17 protein-coding genes are annotated in these 20,371 nt (G+C 75.0%); 9 read left to right on the top strand and 8 right to left on the bottom strand.

What is annotated here, in order from left to right; translation table 11 throughout:
* The first annotated feature begins 17 nt into the window (after positions 1–17).
* Positions 18–788, top strand: coding sequence for a CDP-alcohol phosphatidyltransferase family protein (locus ACF053_RS29035; RefSeq protein ID WP_391956761.1), 771 nt, complete (start codon positions 18–20; stop codon positions 786–788).
* On the opposite strand, the gene ACF053_RS29030 is transcribed toward ACF053_RS29035, so the two are convergent.
* A complete protein-coding gene (locus tag ACF053_RS29030; RefSeq protein WP_391956717.1) occupies positions 721–1,257 on the bottom strand; it encodes an adenylyltransferase/cytidyltransferase family protein in 537 nt (178 codons plus the stop codon). The genes ACF053_RS29035 and ACF053_RS29030 overlap by 68 nt on opposite strands.
* Before the next feature lie 130 nt (positions 1,258–1,387).
* Between ACF053_RS29030 and ACF053_RS29025 the strand changes: the two genes are divergently transcribed.
* From ACF053_RS29025 to ACF053_RS29015, 3 genes are read left to right on the top strand one after another with little or no spacing between them, the layout of a single operon-like run.
* Entirely contained in the window at positions 1,388–2,674 is a 1,287-nt protein-coding gene (locus tag ACF053_RS29025) for a glycosyltransferase (protein WP_391956716.1), read from the top strand.
* The gene (locus ACF053_RS29020; protein WP_391956715.1) at positions 2,671–4,431 is read left to right on the top strand and encodes a lipopolysaccharide biosynthesis protein; all 1,761 of its coding nucleotides are present in this window, start codon (positions 2,671–2,673) and stop codon (positions 4,429–4,431) included. Before ACF053_RS29025 ends, ACF053_RS29020 begins: the two co-directional genes overlap by 4 nt.
* 20 nt (positions 4,432–4,451) lie before the next feature.
* Entirely contained in the window at positions 4,452–5,867 is a 1,416-nt protein-coding gene (locus ACF053_RS29015) for a hypothetical protein (protein ID WP_391956760.1), read from the top strand.
* On the opposite strand, the gene ACF053_RS29010 is transcribed toward ACF053_RS29015, so the two are convergent.
* Entirely contained in the window at positions 5,834–7,363 is a 1,530-nt protein-coding gene (locus tag ACF053_RS29010) for a hypothetical protein (protein ID WP_391956714.1), read from the bottom strand. The two genes, ACF053_RS29015 and ACF053_RS29010, sit on opposite strands and share 34 nt — an antisense overlap.
* A 175-nt stretch (positions 7,364–7,538) precedes the next feature.
* Here ACF053_RS29010 and ACF053_RS29005 point away from each other — a divergent pair, with 175 nt between their 5' ends.
* Both ACF053_RS29005 and ACF053_RS29000 read left to right on the top strand, forming a co-directional pair.
* Positions 7,539–8,078 carry a WcaF family extracellular polysaccharide biosynthesis acetyltransferase gene (locus tag ACF053_RS29005; protein ID WP_058945161.1) on the top strand — a complete coding sequence of 180 codons (540 nt, stop codon included), beginning with the start codon at positions 7,539–7,541 and terminating at the stop codon, positions 8,076–8,078.
* An 11-nt stretch (positions 8,079–8,089) separates the two neighbouring features.
* The gene (locus ACF053_RS29000; RefSeq protein WP_391956759.1) at positions 8,090–9,232 is read left to right on the top strand and encodes a glycosyltransferase; all 1,143 of its coding nucleotides are present in this window, start codon (positions 8,090–8,092) and stop codon (positions 9,230–9,232) included.
* Here the strand turns inward: ACF053_RS29000 and ACF053_RS28995 are convergent.
* The 3 genes from ACF053_RS28995 to gmd all read right to left on the bottom strand — a co-directional run bounded on the left by ACF053_RS28995 (position 9,211) and on the right by gmd (position 13,893).
* Positions 9,211–9,942 carry a hypothetical protein gene (locus ACF053_RS28995; protein ID WP_391956713.1) on the bottom strand — a complete coding sequence of 244 codons (732 nt, stop codon included), beginning with the start codon at positions 9,940–9,942 and terminating at the stop codon, positions 9,211–9,213. The genes ACF053_RS29000 and ACF053_RS28995 overlap by 22 nt on opposite strands.
* A 70-nt stretch (positions 9,943–10,012) precedes the next feature.
* A complete protein-coding gene (locus tag ACF053_RS28990) occupies positions 10,013–12,727 on the bottom strand; it encodes a CBM96 family carbohydrate-binding protein (RefSeq protein WP_391956712.1) in 2,715 nt (904 codons plus the stop codon).
* 152 nt (positions 12,728–12,879) lie between these two features.
* Positions 12,880–13,893, bottom strand: coding sequence for a GDP-mannose 4,6-dehydratase (gmd, locus tag ACF053_RS28985; protein WP_391956711.1), 1,014 nt, complete (start codon positions 13,891–13,893; stop codon positions 12,880–12,882).
* A 122-nt stretch (positions 13,894–14,015) separates the two neighbouring features.
* Between gmd and ACF053_RS28980 the strand changes: the two genes are divergently transcribed.
* Positions 14,016–15,017, top strand: a complete 1,002-nt coding sequence (locus ACF053_RS28980) for a GDP-L-fucose synthase family protein (protein ID WP_391956710.1) — start codon at positions 14,016–14,018, stop codon at positions 15,015–15,017.
* 37 nt (positions 15,018–15,054) lie between these two features.
* Here the strand turns inward: ACF053_RS28980 and ACF053_RS28975 are convergent, their stop codons facing one another.
* From ACF053_RS28975 to ACF053_RS28965, 3 genes are all read right to left on the bottom strand, one after another.
* Complete coding sequence (locus ACF053_RS28975; protein WP_391956709.1) at positions 15,055–16,554, bottom strand: sugar transferase; 1,500 nt, start codon at positions 16,552–16,554, stop codon at positions 15,055–15,057.
* 278 nt (positions 16,555–16,832) lie between these two features.
* Positions 16,833–17,357, bottom strand: coding sequence for an ATP-binding protein (locus tag ACF053_RS28970; protein WP_391956708.1), 525 nt, complete (start codon positions 17,355–17,357; stop codon positions 16,833–16,835).
* A gap of 188 nt (positions 17,358–17,545) precedes the next feature.
* The gene (locus tag ACF053_RS28965) at positions 17,546–17,911 is read right to left on the bottom strand and encodes an STAS domain-containing protein (protein WP_391956707.1); all 366 of its coding nucleotides are present in this window, start codon (positions 17,909–17,911) and stop codon (positions 17,546–17,548) included.
* Positions 17,912–18,135: 224 nt separating this feature from the next.
* Here ACF053_RS28965 and ACF053_RS28960 point away from each other — a divergent pair, with 224 nt between their 5' ends.
* Positions 18,136–19,065, top strand: coding sequence for an RNA polymerase sigma factor SigF (locus tag ACF053_RS28960; RefSeq protein ID WP_391956706.1), 930 nt, complete (start codon positions 18,136–18,138; stop codon positions 19,063–19,065).
* A 244-nt stretch (positions 19,066–19,309) separates the two neighbouring features.
* A complete protein-coding gene (locus ACF053_RS28955; protein ID WP_391956705.1) occupies positions 19,310–20,188 on the top strand; it encodes a class I SAM-dependent methyltransferase in 879 nt (292 codons plus the stop codon).
* Positions 20,189–20,371 lie beyond the last annotated feature (183 nt).

Here is a 20,371-nt window from a genome sequence, read left to right as displayed (position 1 = left end):
CCGCGATGGCGGCGCGGATGTCGTGGGGCGAGGCGCTGGGGCGGCTCGGCGGCGCGCAGAAGACCGCGAAGGGGGTGTCCCTGTACTCCCGCTTCGTCAACCGGCCCGCGGGCCGGTTCCTCGCGGCCGGCTCGTACCTCGCCGGGCTCACGCCCAATCAGGTCACGCTGGTCAGCGCGGTGTTCAGCTTCGCCGGGATCGCCACCGTGGCGGTGGCCCCGCCCACGTGGTGGACGGGCGCGCTGGTGTGGCTGGCGCTCGCCGTGGGCTTCGCCTTCGACTCCGCCGACGGCCAGCTGGCGCGGCTGCGCGGTGGCGGCAGCCCGGCGGGCGAGTGGCTCGACCACGTCGTGGACTGCGCGAAGACGACCGTGCTGCACACGGCGGTCCTCGTCGCCTTCCACCGCCACCCCGGCCACTTCGGCACGGGCGCGGACGTCCTGCTGCTGGTGCCGCTCGTCTTCCTCAGCGCGTCGACCGTGACGTTCTTCGGCGGACTCCTCACCGAGCAGCTCAAGCGGCGGGCGCCGGCCCCGGGCGGCCCGGCGCCGGCGCCGTCCACCCTGCGGGCGGTGGCGCTCCTCCCGGTCGACCACGGGGTCTTCTGCCTGGTGTTCCTGCTGCTGGGCGGCGGCCCGCTGTTCCTGTGGGGGTACGGGCTGCTCGGCGCCGCCGCCGTGCTCTACCTGCCGCTCTTCCTCGCGAAGTGGTTCCGCGAGCTCAACCGCCCGGCCGCGCCGCCGGCCGCGCCGCCCGCCCCGGGCCCGCGGCCGTCTCCGGCACGCTGACGACCTCGGCCGCCGCCTGGGACTGCGGCGGCCCCTGCCGCGTCAGCGCGTCCAGCGCCCGGCGCAGTTGGGTGCTGGAGGTGTGGACGGTGTACGGGAAGTACACGACGTCGACGCCGACGGTGGCGAAGTCCCGTTCCAGACGGTCGCCGCGGGCGGTGCCGCGCCAGTCGTCGCCTTTGAACAGGACGTCGAACCGGACCTGCTCCCAGGTCTCCAGCTTGTCCGGCACCGTCTCGACGAACGCCGCGTCGACGTACTTGATGTTGCGGACGATCTCCAGCCGCTCGATGAGCGGGATGACCGGCCGGTGGCCCTTGGCCCGCTCCGCCATCTCGTCCGACACCACTCCCGCCACCAGGTAGTCGCACTGCTGCCTGGCGTGGCGGAGGACGTTCAAGTGGCCTATGTGGAACAGGTCGTAGGCCCCCGGCGCGTACCCCACCCGATACGGTCTGCGCTCCGACATGACGTGCTTGCCCCCCTCTGGAACGGTCCGCCCCCGTGCGTCCGGGCTGACAGTACCGTGCACACTTCGCGCAGGACAGGTGAACGATTAGGGTGCACGAGCGATCGTTCGTCACGAGGGGGCCATCCGGATGCGGGACGCGGACCAGAGCGACCAGGACGACACCGGCCGGCGACGTCGGCGTCTGCTGCTGGTGTCCACCAACTACGCGCCGGAGCACACCGGCATAGGCCCCTACGCGACGCAGATAGCCGAGCACTGGGCGGCCCGGGGCCACGAGACGCACGTCCTGGCCGGCATGCCGCACTACCCGTCCTGGTCGGTCGACCCGGCCTACCGGGGGGCGTGGCGGCGCACCGAGCGGCGGGCGGGCGTGACCGTGCACCGCCGCCGGCACACCGTGCCGGCCCGTCAGACGGCCGCGCGGCGGGCGCTGTTCGAGGCGTCGCTGCTCGCCCACCAGCTCGCCGCGCCGCCCCGGATGCCGCGACCCGACGCGGTCGTCGCCCAACTGCCCAGCCTCGCGGGCGGCGTCGTGGGTGCCCGGCTCGCGGCCCGCTGGCGGGTGCCGTACATACCCGTCGTGCAGGACCTGATGGGGGCGGCGGCCGCGCAGAGCGGCATCGAGGGGGGAGACCGGGCGGCGGCGGCCGCGGCGCGCGTCGAGGCGTACGTGCTGCGCCGGGCCACGCTCGTCGGCGTCATCCACGAGACGTTCACGGCGCGGGTCACCGCGCTGGGGGTGCCGGCGGAGCGCGTGCGCGCCGTCCCGAACTGGTCGCACGTGGCGGCCCCCACACGACCGCGCGAGGAGACCCGCCGGCGGCTCGGCTGGGGTCCGGCCGAGACCGTCGTCCTGCACTCCGGCAACATGGGCCTCAAGCAGGGCCTGGAGGTGCTCGTCGCCACGGCCCGCCTCGACCCCTCGGTGCGCGTGGTGCTGATGGGCGACGGCAACCAGCGCGCTTCGCTGGAGCGGCTCGCCGAGGGCGTGCCCAACCTGCGGTTCCTGCCCGCCGTCGACGACGCCGACTTCCCCGAGGTGCTGGCCGCCGCGGACGTGCTGGCCGTGACGCAGCGGGCCTCGGTGCTCGACATGAGCGTGCCGTCCAAGCTGACCTCGTACTTCGCCACCGGCCGGCCGGTGATCGCCTCGGTCGCCGACGGCGGCGGCACCGCCGAGGAGGTGCGGCGCTCCGGGGCGGGCGTCCTGGTGCCGCCCGAGGACCCGGCGGCCCTGCTGGCCGCCGTACGGGAGCTGGCCGCCGACCCGGTGGCGGCGGCGGAGCGGGGCGCGGCCGGACCGCGGCACGTGGCGGCCCACCTGGGCCGGGCGGCGGGGCTGGCGCGGTACGACGCGCTGCTCGACGAGGCGCTGGCGGCGACGGGCGCGGCGGCGGAAGGAGCGGGCAGGTGACACACCCCCACGGCGGCCCCGCGGCCGCGGGCACGGGGCCGGCGGACGACGAACCGGACCTGCTGCGCGACCAGTTCCGCCAGCTCCTGCGCTACCCGCGGCTGATGGCCGGCGGGGTGCTCCTGGGGCTGCTCGGCGGTGCCTGGCTCGGGTACAGCACCTCGGACACGTACGTGGCGACGAGCGACGTGGTGCTGCGGGTGCCCACGGAGGACCCGTTCAACCCGACGATCGCCGTCGAGAAGACCCTCGACATGAACACCGAGCGGCAGGCGGCCACGAGCCGGCGCACCGCCGGGCGGGCCGCCGACGAGCTGGGCTACGAGGGCGACCCGGCCGGGTTCGTCTCGGGCCTGCAGGTGACCAACCCGCCCAAGTCGCAGGTGCTGCGCTTCTCCTACACCGACGACGACCCGGCCGAGTCGGCGCGCCGCGCCAACGCGCTCGTCGCGGCGTACCTCGCCGACCGGCGGGAGCAGACCGAGCAGACCCGCGACACCATGATCAAGGGGTTGCAGGCGCAGCTCGACCCGGTGGCCAAGCAGCACGACGAGCTCGCGGAGCAGTTGGAGGGGCGTGCGGAGTCGGACGCCGAGGCGGACTACACCGTCAAGGCGAACCTCCTCAACCGCATCACCGAGCTCAGCAACCGCATCAGCAAGCTGAAGGCGCTCGACGTGACGCCCGGCAAGGTGATCAGGACGGCGACGCCGCCCACCTCGTCCGACGGCCCCGGGTGGGCGCTGTCCCTCGGGCTCGGCGGCGCCGTGGGCATCGCGCTCGGCCTGCTCATCGCCTGGGTGCGGCTGGTGTTCGACCCGGCGGCCCGTTCGGAGGGCGACGTGGCGCGGGCGCTGCGCGCCCCGGTGCTCGGCTCGCTGCCCCGCACCCGCGACACCGACCCGCTGCTGACGGAGGACCGCGAGGAGTCGCCGCTCGCCGAGGAGTACCGGTCCATCGCCTACCGGCTCGCCTACGACCAGCGGTTCGCCGACCGGCGGCGGCTGCTGGTGGCCGCGCCGCGCGGTTCCAGCCGCACGGCGGCGGCGGTGGCCGTCAACCTGGCCGCGTCGTTCGCCGAGACCGGCAAGCGCGTGCTGATCGTCGAGGCCGAGCTGCGCCGGCCGTCGCTGGAGAACCAGCTGCGGGCCCGGGAGGTGAGCCGCCCGGCGTGGACGCAGGACGGCGAGACGGACGCCTGGCCCGGCGGGCGGCGCCTGACCGTGGACGCCGGGGAGTCCGGCAGCTTCGAGCTGGTGCCCGGGGCGCGGGTGCGCAACGTGGCGCGGGCGCTGACGTCGCCGGAGATGTCGCGGCTGGTGGAGGAGGCCGACGACCCGGGGGTGACCGTGATCGTGCTGACGCCGCCGGTCTTCGCGTACGCCGACGCGCTCGCCCTGGTGGACCGGGTCGACGGCGTGCTGGTGGTGTGCGACCCGCGGGGCGTGCACCGCTCGCAGCTGGCCCGGCTGCGCGACCTCATCACCGGCGCGGGCGGCACGGTTCTCGGCACCGTCATGCACCGCGGCCAGCAGAGCGGCGGCACCCGGCGGGGCAAGGGGGCCCGCGGGCCGTCGCGCGGCGCGGCCGGTGACCGCCCGGACCGGGACGCGGCCGGCCCGGAAGCCGACGGCCGGGGCGCGGGCGGCCGGGGCGCGGGCGGTGGCGCGCGTACGGGCGCGGCCGACGGGGCGGCGCACGACGACCCGGCCACCACGATGGCGCTGCGGGCGGTCTCACCCCCCGACCGCCGGTGAGCGACGCGGCGGGCGGGGCGCTGCGGGGGCGTACGGCGGCCCTCGTCTCCGTCCTCGACCAGGGCGCGGCGGGGCTGACCAACATCCTCGTGCTGGTGCTGGCCGCGCGGCTGTCGACGGCCTCCGGGTTCGCCGAGTTCTCCATGGTGTACCTGGTGTTCACGGTGGCGCTGGGGCTGTTCATGGCGTACGTCGGGCAGGAGCTGGTGCTGGTGCGCGGCGGGGCCGGCGCGGTGGCGGCGGCCTGCCGCTCGGCGCTGGGCTTCACGGCCGTGGCGGCGCTGGCCACCGGCGCGGCCCTCGCCGCCACGGGGGCGGCGCTGCCGCCCGGCGGGCGGGCGCTGGCGGCGCTCGGCGCGGTCCTGCCGGTCGTCCTGCTCCAGGACGCCGCCCGCTTCTGCTTCTCGCTGCTGGGGCGGCCGCACCACGCGCTGGCGGCGGACGGGCTGCGGCTCGTGTCGACGGTGGCGGTGCTGGCGCTCCAGCCCGCCGGGGCGTCGCCGTCCCGGCTGGTACTGGCGTGGGGGCTCGCCGCCCTGCCGGGGCTGGCGGTGGCGGCGCTGCTGCTGCGCCGGCCGCTGGCGGGGGCCCGCCCGGACTGGCGGCGGTACGTCCGCCGGGGCCACCTGGGGCGGCGGTTCGCCGTCGAGTTCGCCGTCGGCAACGGCTCCAGCCAGCTGGCGGTCCTCTGCCTGGGCCTGTTCGGCAGCCCGCTGGCGGTGGGCGCGCTGCGCGGCGCCTCGGCGCTCTTCGGGCCCCTGAACGTCTTCTTCGGCGCGGCCAACGGCTTCGGGCCGCCCCTGCTGAACCGGCTCGGCGGCCACCGCGCCGTGGTCCGGGCGACGCTGCTGCTGGGCGGGGCGCTGGCCGCCACGGGCGCGGTCTGGGGCGGCGTGTGGTGGCTGCTTCCCGACGGTGCGGGCCGGGCGGTGCTGGGCGACACGTGGCCGGCGGTCGCCGCGCTGCTGCCGGCGTCGGCGGCGCAGTACACGCTGATGGGGCTCGGGGTGAGCGCCCTGCTCACCCTGCGGGTGCTCAGCCCCCGCGACACCCTGCCGGTGCAGGTGGTCTTCTCGCTGCTGTCGGTGGCGCTGCTGTACGCCGGGTTCGTCCTGGGCGGGGCGGTCGGCGCGGCGTGGGGCCTGGCGGGCGGTTCGGCGGCGAAGGCGCTGGCCGCGTGGGTCCGGGTGGCACGGCTGCGCCGCCGCGCGGCCGCCGCGCCGCAGGAGGCGCACGCACCGGGGCAGCCGGACGGACCGGCGCAAGCGGACGGACCGGGCCGGCCGGAGGCGCCCGGCAGCCCGGGGACGCCGGAGCAGCCGGACGCAGGGGGTCGGCCGCAGCCGCCGGGTCGGCCGGAGCAGCCGGAGGACCCGTCCGGGCCGTCCGGGCCGTCCGGGGGTCAGCCGAGGCGGGCGCCCCGGTCGCGCCGGTAGGTGGCGATCAGGGCGAGGCAGAGCGCGGCGATCGCCACCTTGCCGGTCGCCTGGAGCAGCGGGCCCCGGACGAGGATGAAGGAGTACCCCGCCACCAGCGGCGCCGTGATCAGCAGCAGGCTGCCGGGGGGCGATCCCCGCACGGCGCGGCGCGCCACCCGCCGGTCGACGCGGGCGGCGGCGTAGCCGAGGGCCGCCATGCCGGCCGTCATGCCGACGGGTCCGAAGTCGATCCACAGTTCGGCCCAGACCGGCGACGACAGGTTGGTGTTGACGGCGCCCATCCACTCGCCGACGGTCACCCCGGTGTCGGACGGCTTCTGCGCCCACATCGAGCGCGGCACGGCGAACAGCAGGGAGCCGGCGGCCTGGTAGCCGTAGGAGTGGCCCTGCCCGGACTCGACGTAGGTGATGGTGTTGGCGAACATGCCGACCTGGTCGTAGTCCTTGAGCGCCAGCGGCTCCAGGAACGAGGTCGTCTCGATCTGCGGGGTGTTGTTCTCGTCGTACCGGAACCGGTCGGCGAAGGGGAAGACGAGCAGCGCGACGACGACGCCGAGGGAGAGCGACGCCCGGTACATGGCGGCGCTCGTCGGGAAGGCGGTGAACAGCAGCGCGAACAGCACGGTGAGGAACCAGTAGCGCGGGTTGGAGATCGGGTTGTTCACCACCGCGTTCAGCACCACCAGGGCGCCGAAGACCGCCACCACCGACCAGGTGCGGCGGGCCCGGCGGGAGGTGATGAGCCAGCGGGTGTGGACGAGCAGGGCGATCAGCGGCGGCACGGTGCCGAAGCCGCGCAGGAACGCCTGGCCGGCCTGGCCGCCGTCGCCGGAGACGCCCGCCTCCTCGATGCCGGCGATGATCTCCTGGCGGCTGCTGAAGAAGACGGCGGGGCCGCCGAGCTTGACGATGAGCAGGCCGCCGCAGGCGAAGGCCGCCAGCACCAGCAGGTGCAGCCGCCGGCGGTGGATCAGCACCGGCCGGTCGTCGGGCGACCCGCCCCTGGCCGGCTCCCCCGTGCCCCGGCCGCGACGGTGCCAGGGCGTGCGGTAGCGGGCGAGGAGGGCGCCCACGTCGAAGGCGAAGCAGCCGAGCAGGACCAGGGCGACCGCCTGGACGAGGTGCTCGCGGGGGCCGACGACCGGCGTCGGCACGCGGCCGAGGACCGCCTGGGCGAGCGGGGCCACGCCCATCGCCATGTAGCAGAACATCCAGAACGTCGCCTGGAGCAGCTTGCGCCGGGTGGTGAGGACCATCGCGGAGAGCCGCACGCCGCAGTAGACCGTGAGGACCACCTGGAGCCAGAAGGCGGCGTCCCGCGGGCCGTCGCCGGGCTGCGAGACGACGACGAGCGGCAGGAAGAGGGCCAGGCCGAGCACGAGCGGCACGGCGAGCGCCCGGGAGAGCAGCGTGCGCGGCGCGAACGGCGGGGGCAGCGGCACCGTGCGGGGGCGCGGCGGGGGCGCCGCGCGGGGCGTGGTCGAGACCGTCATGCCCGTACCCCCGTCGCCCGCGCCCCTGTTCCGCGCGCAGTCTAACGAGCGGTCCGGAGCCACACCCTGGACGTAGGCGTACGAACCGATAATCTGACGTTCGTTCACCGTACGTGCGGCCTTCGCCGCGCGTCGCGGTTTCCCGCACAGCGCGCACAGGGGGGAGTCCGGCGCCATGCGCGACCTGTCCGCATTCACGCTGGCCGGGTACGACAAGGGCCGGGGCAGGCTGACGCAGGCCCTGTGGTTCGCCGTGCTCAATCTGGTGTTCACGACCTGGTGGTGTCCGGCCCGGCTGCGGGTGGCGCTGCTGCGCGCGTTCGGCGCGACGATCGGCGAGGACGTGCTGATCCGCCACCGCGTGCGCGTGCTGTGGCCGTGGAAGCTGACCGTCGGCGACCACACCTGGATCGGCGAGGGGGCCTGGCTGCTCAACCTGGAGCCGGTCACCCTCGGCGCGCACGTGTGCGTCTCCCAGGAGGCCCTGCTCTGCACGGGCAGCCACGACCACCGCGCGGCCGACTTCCGCTACCGCAACGCGCCCATCACGGTGGAGGACGGCGCCTGGATCGCCACCCGCGCCACCGTCCTCGCCGGCACCCGGGTCGGCCGCCACGCGGTCGTCGGCGCCGGCGCGGTCCTCCACCAGGACCTGCCCGAACTGACCCTGCACACCGCGGACGGCACGCGCCGGCCCGTCGAGGAGCCGAAGTGAGCACCGCACCCCTGCGGGTCCTGCACGCCGTCACCCTGCACTCCCCCACCGGGGCGTTCGGCGGTCCGGTGCGCGTCGCCCTGAACCTCTCCCACGGACTGCGCGCCCGGGGCCACGACCCGCGGCTGCTGGCCCTCGCCGACGGCTTCGGCCCCACGCCGCCCACCGACGTGGAGGGCGTACCGGCCCGGCTCCACCCGGCGCGGCGGCTGCTGCCTCTCGGCTTCAGCGGCATCACCTCGCCCGCGCTGCTCGCGGAGGCGGGGCGCCTGGTGCGCGGCGCGGACGTCGTCCACGTCCACCTCGCCCGCGACCTGGTGACGCTGCCCGTCGCCCTGGCCGCGCTGCGCGCCCGCGTGCCCCTGGTGCTCCAGACCCACGGCATGGTCGACCCCAGCGACCGGCTGCTCGCCAAGGTCCTCGACGCCCTGGCCGTCCGGCGGGTGCTGCGCGGCGCCGCCGCGGTGCTCCACCTGACCGCGCACGAGCGGCGCGGCCTGGACGCCGTCCTCGGCGCGCCGCTGCGCACGGCGGTGCGGCTGGTCAACGGCGTCCCCGCGCAGAGCCCCCGCCCCGCGCCCGTGGGGCCGCCGAGGATCCTGTACGCGGCCCGGCTCCAGGCCCGCAAGCGGCCGTGCGACTTCGTGGCGGCCGCGCCGGAGATCCTGCGCCGCCACCCCGACGCGCGCTTCGTCGTCGCGGGCCCGGACGAGGGCGAACGGGCCGCGGTGGAGCGGCTCGTCGACGACCTGGGGCTGCGGGACCGGGTGGACCTCGTCGGGCCGCTGGGCGCGGCGCAGGTGCTGGAGGAGCTGCGCCGGGCGCACGTGTACGTGCTGCCGTCGGTGGACGAGCCGTTCCCGATGTCGGTGCTGGAGTCGCTCTCCGTGGGCACCCCGGCCGTGGTGACCGTGTCGAACGGACTGGCCCCGGCGGTCGGTGAGGCGGGCGCGGGCCGGGTCGTCGAGGACGCCTCGGGCCTCGCGGGCGCCGTGCTGGAGCTGCTGGAACCGGAGGCGGCGGAGAAGGCCTCGGCGGCGGCGCACGCGCTCGCCGTCTCGGCCTTCTCCCTGGACGCCGTGGTGGAGGACCTGCTGGACGTGTACGTCCGCGCGGTCGGTCAGGCGGTCGGTCAGCCGCGCAGCCAGGCGTAGCAGCCGGACGAGGTGAACGCCGCGGCGCCGGCCGGGATCGTCAGGGTGTGCCGCTCCCCGGAGGCGCCGGGCGCCGGTCCGGCGGCCAGGTCGCGGCCCCCGGCGCCGGTGACCCGCCAGGTGCAGCCCGGCCTGGCTGCGGCGGTGCGGTAGCGGCCGGCGGCCGGGGAGGCGTGGGTGCCGTCCGGGTAGCCGCCCTCGGCGGCGTCGAGCACGGGCCGCTGCTCGGGGCAGAGGTGGGTGACGGCGTCGCGGGCGTCACGGACGTCCCCGGCGACGACGGCCGCGACGGCCGCGTCCTTGTCGTGCCGGGCGGTCCGCTCGATGCGCTGGCAGGACTCCTTGCCGACGTCCAGCACGGCGGCGGGGTCGACGGAGCGCGGCACGCGGCCGCTCAGGTACTCCTTCTCCCGCGGGGTGAAGGAGCCCGTGGCCGGGGTGAGCGAGGCGTCGGGCCGGACCGGGGCCGCGGGGGCGGAGGCGCGGGGGCCCGCCGGCGCGGACGCTCCGGGGCGCTGGGCCGGCGGGGCGGTGGCGCCCTCCTGCTCTCGGGCGACGCGTTCGGCGTCGGACAGGGCCGGGGCCGAGGCCGACGGGGAGGCGCCCGCGCGGTCGGCCGGGTCGGACCCGCCGGAGGAGCAGCCCGTCGCGGTGAGCACCGCCGCCAGCAGCAGCGTGGCCGCGGCCGGGCGGCGGAGGTGGGTACGCATGTGTGAGTGTGCTCCTGCTCCGTGGATCGCGTGGCGGGGGCGGCGCGCGCGGCGCCGCCCCCGCCACGTCCTACTTCGGCGAGAAGGTGAGGACCAGCTTGGGCGTGCCCCCGGAGGCGGGTGCCTCACGGGACCACAGCCACAGCGCGTCCGTGCCCTGCCCGGTCAGCGCCATGCTGTACTCACCGCCCAGGGCGGCCGCGACGGCGGCCTTGTCCAGCTGTACCGAGGCGCCCGTGGACGGCCCGGTGGGCGGGGTGAGCGTGCCCAGCGTCTGCGCCCCGACCGCCGGCTTCGTCGCGAAGGTGACGTCGGTCTCGGACCAGGCGCCGGTGACGGGGCCGACCCGCACCGCGTCGGTCGACCCGGCGCTCGCCGACGAGTCGGTCCGCACCTCCAGCGAGGCGCCCGTCAGCTGCTTGCCGGCCGGCAGGGCCGGCAGCGCGAAGCGCAGGTACGTCTCGTAGGCGGCGCTGCCGCGCACGGCGAGGGAGGTGGCGGCACCGTGGTTGGTACCGGTGGAGGCCTCGTTGACGTAGGCGTCCGCGACGGGCTGCAGCGTGGTGACCGTGTCGCCCTGCTGCACGGCGCGCAGGTAGTGCGCGGCGACCTGCTCACCCGTGAGCGCCGTCGGGTAGACGGCCGTCTCGTCGATCTGCCCGGCGAAGTAGTTGCTCGACGGGCGGGACGGCCAGCTGCCGACGGCGTCGCCGCCGATGCGCCAGTACCCGGCGTACCGCTCGTGGCCCGAGCGGGTGTTGCCGCCGACGCGCTTGCCGTCGACGTACAGGGTCATGCCGCCCGGCCCCTGGGTGCCGACGACGTGGTGCCACTTGCCGTCGTTGTAGGAGGAGAGGGTCGACAGGGTGCGGGCCGTGCCGTCGTAGGCGCCGAAGTACAGCTGGCCCCAGTTGTTCATGTAGAGGTGCTTGTCGTACCGACCGCTGTTGCGGGTGCTGTTGTTGCCGAACCCGATGAGCTTTCCACCGCGGTTGGTGGTGGTCTTGAACCAGGTCTCGATCGTGTACGCGTCGCCCACGGTGGTGCGGCGGTCGCTGTGGACCACGGAGTCGGTGCCGTCGAAGGCGTACGCCTTGCTGCCGTCGGCCGTGGCGCCCGGGCCCTGGCCGAGGACGGGCCCGTTCGCCTGCAGGCCGCTCATGTCGCCCTTGGACGAGTCGGCGGTGTACGGCGTGGTCGTGTCGTCGTAGCGCCAGTACAGCGACGCGCCGTCGCCGATGACCGCGGCCGCGTAGGGCTGGGCGGAGACGGCGGCCGTGGCGGTGACGGAGGCGGAGAGCGCGCTGACGTTGCCCGCGCCGTCCGTCGCGGTCACCCGGTAGGTGTGCGCGGAGCCGGGGGCGAGGCCGGTGTCGGTGAACGACGCCTGGGGCCGGTGCCACGGCAGCGACTCGGCGTCGAGGGTGGCGATCGGGGTGGCCGCGCCGTCGCGGTACACCCGGTACGTCAGCCGGCTGTCGTCCAGGTCGAGGCTGGTGCGCCAGCGGACCTGGATCTCACCGGGCTTCACGCTCGCCGCGCTCGCGACGGGCGTGGTGGGCTTCCCGGTGTCGCCGGTGGAGGCGAAGCGGGTCAGTCCCTGCGCCGGGGCGCCGTTGACGGTGGTGAACTCGCCGCCGGACCACAGGTACTCGACGCCGTTCCTGGCGGCGATCGTGATCACGCGCGGGCCGATGCCCTCACCGAGGCCGTCGTTGGTGTCCGGGAACCAGCCGAGCTTGCCGACGGAGGTCGTCGGCTGCGCCAGGAAGTGGTACCGGCGCCCGTCCGGGAACTCGCCGACGAGACCGCAGTCGTGCGCGTGGGACGCGCTGTACAGCACGCCCTTGTGCGACTCGACCGCCTGCGTCGCGCCCAGGCAGGTGTCGCGCCAGCGCTGGTCGAAGCCGTTCAGCTCCAGGGCGATGCGGCCGTCGAAGCCGCCGGTGCCCTCGTTGGCGGTGTAGAAGCCGGTCGCGTCCGTGTCGATGTCCTTGACGACCGAGCTGTTCATGATGAAGCCCGGGTACGTCCTGGCGTTGGCGCCGGTCGTGGCGTCGACCACCGCGAGGGCGTGCGAGTCGGCGCCGTTGACCGTGAAGAAGTCGCCGCCGAGCAGGGCGTGGCGCCCGTCGGGGGTGATCTCGACGGCCCGGCCCGGCTCGTCGGCGTCCGCGCGGAACGGCCGCAGGGCTCCGGTCGTCGCGTCGACCGCCGCGAACCGCTGCCGCGTCGCGCCGTTGACCGTGCCGAAGTCGCCGCCCGCGTACACGGTGTCGCCGGTGACCGCGAGGGCGCGGACCGTCGCGGGGAACGCGGCGTTGAAGCCGTCCTTCGGGGTGCACGTGGCGATGTCGATGGCGGCGGCGCTGGACACGGGCATGCCGTTGACCGCGCCGAAGTAGCCGCCGGCGTACAGGGTGCGCTGGTCCGGCGAGACGGCCAGGGCGCGCACGGTGGCGGTGCCCGACGCGACGGTGAAGGACAGCTTGCAGTCGGTGGGCGCGCCCGTCGCGGCGTCCATCGCCACGAAGTTCAGCGCCTGCCGCTCGGCGCCGGCCGCCCCCTCGGGGGGCCGCACGGCGGAGAACGTGCCGCCGGCGAAGACCACCCCGTTCGCCTGGGCGAGCGCCCAGACGATGCCGTTGGTCTGCCAGGTGGGCAGGTCGTCGGCGGTGAAGGCCACCGGCTCGGTGAGCGCGGCGGCCTGCGGGGCGGCGGCCGCCCCCAGACCGGCCGCCAAGGACAGGGCGAGGGCAGCGTGCAGCCCCCTGGATCTCTTCATGTACCCCCCAAGACAGAGCGCCTTGACGCAGTGGGCGGTCGGCGGCGCGGTTCCCGGCGTCCTGCCGATCGCCCATAAGAGTGAATGAGCCGTAGAGTAGCGGCTCTTCGGCCATTTCTGGCCAACTCCGGAAGAATTCCCGGAGGGTGGGCTCAGCGGTCGACGCGCACCGTTGTCCCGGCCAGTTCGTCCTGCACCTGGCGCACGTCGGCGTCGACCATGATCCGGGCCAGGTCGTCGACCCTGACCTCGGGCTTCCAGCCGAGCAGCTCCTCGGCCTTGCTCGCGTCGCCGATGAGCGCGTCGACCTCGCTGGGGCGCTCGTACTTGGCGTCGTAGCGGACGTACTCCTGCCAGTCGAGGCCCGCGTGGCCGAAGGCGGTCTCCAGGAACTGGCGGACGGTGGCCGCGACACCGGTCGCGACGACGTAGTCGGTGGGCTCGTCCTGCTGGAGCATGCGCCACATCGCGTCGACGTACTCGGGGGCGTACCCCCAGTCGCGGACGGCGTCGAGGTTGCCGAGGTAGAGCTCGCCCTGGAGGCCGGCCTTGATGCGGGCCACCGCGCGGGTGATCTTGCGGGTCACGAAGGTCTCGCCGCGGCGCGGGGACTCGTGGTTGAACAGGATGCCGTTCACCGCGTACATGCCGTACGCCTCGCGGTAGTTGACGGTCGCCCAGTACCCGAAGACCTTCGCGACGCCGTAGGGGCTGCGCGGGTGGAAGGGCGTCCGCTCGTTCTGCGGGGGCGGCGTCGCGCCGAACATCTCCGAGGAGGACGCCTGGTACACGCGCGTCTCGATGCCGGAGGCGCGCACCGCCTCCAGCAGCCGCAGCGCGCCGAGGCCGGTGACGTCCCCGGTGTAGAGCGGGGCGTCGAAGGAGACGCGCACGTGGGACTGGGCGCCGAGGTTGTACACCTCGTCGGGGCGGATCTCGCGCAGCAGGTTCACCAGCGCCACCCCGTCGGAGAGGTCGGCGTGGTGCAGCACGAACGAGCGGCCGGCCTCCTGCGGGCCCTGGTAGATGTGGTCGATCCGCTCGGTGTTGAAGGTGGACGAACGGCGCACGAGACCATGCACCGTGTACCCCTTCGACAGCAGCAGCTCGGACAGGTACGACCCGTCCTGGCCGGTGACCCCCGTGATCAAAGCGGTCTTGCTCATGCGTGGCGTCTCCTCCCGGAGGAGCCGCGCGCCGGCCCCGTCCGCAGCGTTCTGTTGCGTGGTGTGCGAAAAGCGCGGCCGGGGGCGGCGGCGTCGCCACCGCTCCTGGCATGATCCGGCTCATGACCGACTCGCAGGCGGTACCGCCGCCCCCCAGCCCGTCGTCGCCGTACCTGCCGCGGCAGGCCCGGATATTCGTGGCGGGCCACCGCGGACTCGTCGGGTCCGCGGTGGTCCGCAGGCTGACCGCCGAGGGCCACGAGGTGATCACCCGTGACCGTGCGGCGCTCGACCTGCGCGACGCCGCGGGCACCGCGGCGTTCCTGGCGGACGTACGGCCGGACGCGGTCGTCCTGGCCGCCGCCAAGGTCGGCGGGATCCTGGCGAACAGCACCCAGCCGGTGCCGTTCCTGGAGGACAACCTCCGGATCCAGCTCAGCGTCATCGCGGGCGCGCACGCGGCCGGCGTGGCGCGGCTGCTGTTCCTCGGCTCGTCGTGCATCTACCCCAAGCACGCGCCGCAGCCCATCCGGGAGGAGGCGCTGCTGACGGGCCCGCTGGAGCCCACCAACGAGCCGTACGCGCTCGCGAAGATCGCCGGCATCTGCCAGGTCCAGTCGTACCGCCGGCAGTACGGCGCCGCGTACATCTCGGCGATGCCGACCAACCTCTACGGTCCCGGCGACAACTTCGACCTGGCGACCTCCCACGTCCTGCCCGCGCTGGTCCGCCGGTTCCACGAGGCGCGCGAGGCCGGCCGCGACGAGGTGACCCTGTGGGGCTCGGGCACCCCGCGCCGCGAGTTCCTGCACGTCGACGACCTGGCGGACGCCTGTCTGACGCTGCTCGCCGGGTACGACGGGGACGCGCCGGTCAACGTCGGCTGCGGCGAGGACCTCACGATCCGCGAGCTGGCCGAAACGGTCGCCGACGTGACGGGGTTCACCGGCCGGATCGCCTGGGACAAGGGCAAGCCGGACGGGACCCCCCGCAAGCTGCTGGACGTCTCGAAGCTCACCGCGCTCGGCTGGCGGCCCCGCGTCCCGCTGCGCGACGGCATCGCCGCGACGTACGCGTGGTGGCTGGCCCGGCGGGCGGGCGAGGGCTCGGCGGACCGCGGGTAGGGCCGGTGCCGGCGCCACTGGTCGCGCCATCCGTGCCTCAGTACGCTCCGCGGCCGTCGACGACGGCGCGGAGCGTACGGCTCATCACATCGAGGTCGCTGCTGAACGACCAGTTGTCCACGTACTGCAGATCAAGCTGAATCGTTTCGTCCCAAGAGAGGTCCGAGCGTCCGCTGACCTGCCACAACCCCGTCATGCCGGGCCGCACGCGCAGCCGGCGCAGCGCCGTGGCGTCGTAGGCGGCGACCTCGTCGGGGAGCGGCGGGCGCGGTCCTACCAGGGACATGTCACCCTTCAGGACGTTGACGAGCTGGGGCAGCTCGTCCAGGGACGTGCGGCGCAGGAAGCGGCCCACCCGGGTCACCCGGGGGTCGCGGCGCATCTTGAACATCAGCCCGTCGCACTCGTTGCGCCCGGCGAGGTCCTCCTTGCGCCGGTCGGCGTCCGTGACCATGCTGCGGAACTTCCACATGGTGAACGCCGCCTGGTCCCGGCCCACGCGCACCTGCCGGTAGAGGGCGGGGCCGGGCGAGTCGAGCCGTATCAACACGACCAGCAGGAGCAGCACCGGGGCGAGCAGGAGCAGCCCGAGGGCGGCGCCGCAGCGGTCGACGGCGGACTTCAGGGCGGCCTGCGCGCCGCGGCCGAGCGGAGGTTCGACCCGCAGCACGGTGAGACCGGCGACGGAGGTGGCGGCGAGCCGCTTGACCGAGGTCTCGACCAGGCCGGGCGTGAGCGCGACGTCGAGCCCGGCGTCGTGCAGCGCCCAGCACAGTTCGCGCAGCCGGTCGCCGGTGAGACGGGCGCCGGGCGCGAGGAGCACCAGTGCGGCGTGGTGGCGCCGGGCGGCGTCGACGACGCGGTGGCCGGCGCCGCGGCCGTCGAGCTCCGGGTCGAGGCGGTCGCCGGCGCCCGTGGGCGCCGCGGCGGCACCGGCCGTACCGGTGCCGATGACGACCGTGCCGACGACGGCGTACGGGTGGTCGGTGCGGGAGGCCAGCCGCTGGACGGCGGCGTCCAGCACGCCGGGCTCGCCGACCACGAGGACGCGGTCGACGGCCTGCGCGACGCGCCGGGCGGAGGTCAGGTGGCGGTGGATCCAGCGGCGGCAGACCAGCGTGCAGACCAGGCCGGGTGCCAGCGCGGCGAGCGCGGGGTACGGCTCGGGAGTCTGCGCCGTGCCGACGCTGAGCACCGCCAGCGCGGCGACGAGTATCAACCAGTCGTGCAGGACGGGCAGCGCGCCGCGCGACTCGCCCAGTTCGTCCTGCCGGTAGCGGTGCCGTAAGGCCCGTACCGCGACCCACGTCGCCATGGCGACGAGGGCCGACAGCCCCGGGTGCGGCTGCCCGGTCCGGGACAGCACCAGCGCGGCGGACGCGGCCGTGACCCCGGCGTCCACGCCGAGGACGGCCGGCAGGTACCAGCGCGGTTTGGCGCGGCGGCCGGCCGCGGCGGTGTGGCGGTGTCCGGGCACGGCGGCGCGGACGCCGGTCAGCCGTGCCGCGCGGACCCCGTAAGTTCCCGTGTCTCCCAAGATTCGTACGCCCCCCCAGGCCCCGAGAACCGCGCGCCCCGCTCCGAAGGCGTGAGCGGTTCACACAATTCCTTCACGCGAGGGCACACTACGGCACACGCACGTCCTACAGAACACGTTCTTTCGTAAGCTTTCGTATACGCACCGTTTCCGGACACAGGTCAGCGGCACCCGGAAAGCGATTGCCGGGTGCGGTGCCGGTCGGTGTACGCGGGGAGCGCAGGGGTGCACGGGGGGCGCGCTAAGCGTCCGAGTGCGCCGAGGGTGCGCGGAACGGCCTACGCGGGCGCGGCCAGTTCCGCCCAGACGGTCTTGCCGGACGCCTCCTGCGGCCGCTGGACGCCCCAGTCGAGGCACAGCCGCTGCACGATGAACATGCCGTGCCCGCCGGGCCGGCCGGCCCGGTGCGGAGTGCGGGGCGCGGGCTGGCCACTGCCCCGGTCGGTGACCTCCAGCCGCAGCGCCTTGGCGTGCAGGGAGACCCTCAACTCGTCCGGTCCGTCGGCGTGGAGGCAGGCGTTGGTGACGAGTTCCGACACGACCAGCAGGACGTCCTCGGCCGCCGCGCGCCGGTCGGCGGTGGCGGCCGGGAGCCAGCCCCAGTCGTACAAGGCCTGGCGGGTGAAGTCGCGGGCGAGCGGGACGACCCCGCTGGCGCCGTCCAGCGCGAGCCGGCGCGTCTCGCGGTGCGGCCCCCGCTCGTCGGACGCGCCGGAAGGTGCCCCCTCGCGCGTGGACGGGGCGCCGGAGCCGTCCGGCTCGGGGCCGAGACCGCTCGGCGGTTGCTGCTGGGTGGCACCCATCAGCGCGTCACCTCACCGATTCACCAGGTCGTCATTACGTCGACGTCTGCTTCGTTTGCTTCGTCACAAAAAGTGTGGCCCCTCGACGGGCCACCGGGGGTGCCTTCTGCGTTCTTCTGCCCGGCCGTCCGCGGGCGACACCCCTCGGATCGGAGCGCTCACCGGCCCCTGCGGGCCGCCGGCACCCCTCACTCCAGGGCGTCGTCCAGCGACTCGTGGACGGGGAAGACGGCGCCCGCGCCCGTGATCTCGAACACCCGGGCGACGGCGGGGCGCATCGCGGCGAGGTGTACCGCGCCGCCCGCCTCCTCCGCTCTCAACCGCGCCCCGAGGAGCACGTTCAACCCCGTCGAGTCGCAGAACTCCAGCTCCGAGCAGTCGACCACCAGGCGGGTCCGTCCCCGGGCGATGGCCGCCTCCAGGGGCTCCCGCAGGAGGTCCGCCGTGTGGTGATCGAGTTCACCGGCCGGCGTGAGGACCTCGCTGGGACCTTCCGTCCGGACCTCGACCTGAAGTCGGCCCTGATTCGCGCTGCCGACCGTCTCGCGGCCCATTCCGCCCCTCTTCGCCGATGCCTACGGGTCGGTAGAACCCTACGACGAATCTGCGCAGTCGGGTAGTCGAAGGTTGCCGTAAAGGGTATATACGGAACAAAAGACACTTGCACCGGTGCGTGCGGACCCGGTAGGGCTAGTAGGGAACACCGACACGGCCGGCTTTGGAGGCGCCGCACACCGCAGGCTGACGTATGGGCATCGGCGGCCTTATGCCGAGAACGATGGAGGAGACCATGTCACCCCGGCTCGACGGAACGCGTACCCACGACGCGGCGTCGGCAACATCCCCGCAAGAGATCCTTTTCCCCCCCACGTCCTGCGCCCCGGGCGCGGCGCACCCCGACGGGCTCGCGGACCTCCCCGAGATCCCCCCGTTCGACGAGGTGGCGCCCCCGGACGCGCGAGCGCTCTCCAAGACGCTCTTCGCGCGGCTCGAGACCCTCGAAGAGGGCACCCACGAGTACGCGTACGTCCGCAACACCCTGGTCGAGCTGAACCTCGCCCTGGTGAAGTTCGCCGCCTCCCGCTTCCGCTCCCGCAGCGAGCCGATGGAGGACATCGTCCAGGTCGGCACGGTCGGCCTGATCAAGGCGATCGACCGGTTCGAGGTCGGGCGGGAGGTGGAGTTCCCCACCTTCGCGATGCCGACCATCGTCGGTGAGATCAAGCGCTTCTTCCGCGACACCTCCTGGTCGGTCCGCGTCCCGCGGCGGCTCCAGGAACTCCGCCTCGACCTGGCCAGGGCCGGTGACGAGCTGGCCCAGGAGCTGGACCGCTCGCCGACCGTGGCCGAGCTGGCCGACCGGCTCGGCATCAGCAGCGACGAGGTCGTCGAGGGCATGGCCGCGAGCAACGCCTACACCGCCAGTTCGCTGGACGCCCAGCCCGACGAGGACGACGGCGAGGGCGCCCTGGCCGACCGGATCGGCTACGAGGACCACGGCCTGGAGGGCATCGAGTACATCGAGTCCCTCAAGCCGCTCATCGCCTCCCTGCCGGCGCGGGACCGCCGCATCCTGTCCCTGCGCTTCGTCGGCGGGCTCACCCAGTCGGAGATCGGCGAGGAGCTGAACATCTCGCAGATGCACGTGTCCCGGCTGCTCTCCCGCACGCTCGGCAAGCTCCGCAAGGGCCTCACCCTGGAGGAGTGACCCCGCCGCGCACCGCACCGGCAGGCCGCGAGGGCCCGTCCCCGATGGGGACGGGCCCTCGCGGCCTGCCGGCGTGAGGAGACCCGGCCGGACCACCCGGCGCGGACATCCCGCGGCGGACGGCTGCGGGGGGGGCGTGTGGGTGGGTGGGTGCGGGGGGCGTGTGGGTGGGTGGGTGTCGGGGGCTCCGCGCGTCCCGTGCGATAGCCGGGCGCGGCGCGCCGGACGCTGGTTGGGTGGGGGCATGACGACCACTCACCCCGAGGACTTCCTGCGGGCCTTCCACGCCCGGTGGCCCGCCGTCACGGCGGAGACGATGGGGCGCGGACGCACCCCCGACGGCCTGTCCAGTTACGAGTTGCTCTGCGAGCGGGCCACCGGGGCGCGCTCCGTCCTGGACCTGGGCTGCGGGGACGGCGTCCTGCTGGAGCTGCTGGCCCGCGCGGGGGTGCCGACCCTCGCCGGGGTGGACCTCTCGCCCGAGGCGCTCGCCCTGGCGCGGCGCCGGGCGGGGGTGCCCGCGGGCGCCGCGCTGGTGCGGGGGCGCGCGCAGCGGCTGCCCTTCGCGTCCGGGACGTTCGACGCGTGCCTGTCGCACCTGGCGCTGATGCTGATGGGCGAGGTCGAGCAGGTCCTCGCCGAGGTGGCGCGGGTCCTCGCGCCCGGCGGGACGCTGGCCTGCGTGGTGGGCGGCGGGGCCGTCGCCGACGACGACGCGTACGGGACGTTCCTGCGCCTGCTGCGGCCGGCCGTCGACGCGCTCCCGCCCGAGCGGCGCCTCCCGCGGATCGGCGACCCGAGGACGCGCGACGCCGGGGCGCTGGGCGCGCTGCTGCGGGCCGCCGGCTTCGGGCCGCTGGTGTGGGAGACCGTCCCGCTGCGGCTCGACGGGCCCGTGGCGGCCGTGTGGGCGTCCGTGTCGGGCTACTACGACCTGGGGCCGCTGCGGCCGCCGGAGGTCGAAGCCCTGCGGACGGCGTTCCTCGCGGAGGCGGAGCGGATCGCGGGACCGGACGGAAACGTCCCGTGCGCCGTGCGGCTCCACCTGGCCCGCACGGCCCTCCTGCCGCCGGAGACCCGGCCACCGGCCCCGCCCGCCCACGCCGGGGCCGCCCCGGCGTGAGGGGCCGCCCCGGCGTGAGGGGCCGCCCCGGCCTGAGGGGGCGGCCCGGCACCGGGGTGCCTCGCCGACCCGGGCGGCGGGGTGGCCCCTAGCGCGTGTCTCTTTGATGGGTTGATCAGTTGATCGGATGTGTGTGTCCGATTAGTGATCACTGATGCCATGTGGGACCGGATCGAGCCGCTG

It is taken from the genome of Streptomyces kanasensis, from assembly GCF_043077165.1.
Classification (GTDB): domain Bacteria; phylum Actinomycetota; class Actinomycetes; order Streptomycetales; family Streptomycetaceae; genus Streptomyces; species Streptomyces changanensis.
This window is presented reverse-complemented; position numbering and strand designations above follow the sequence as displayed.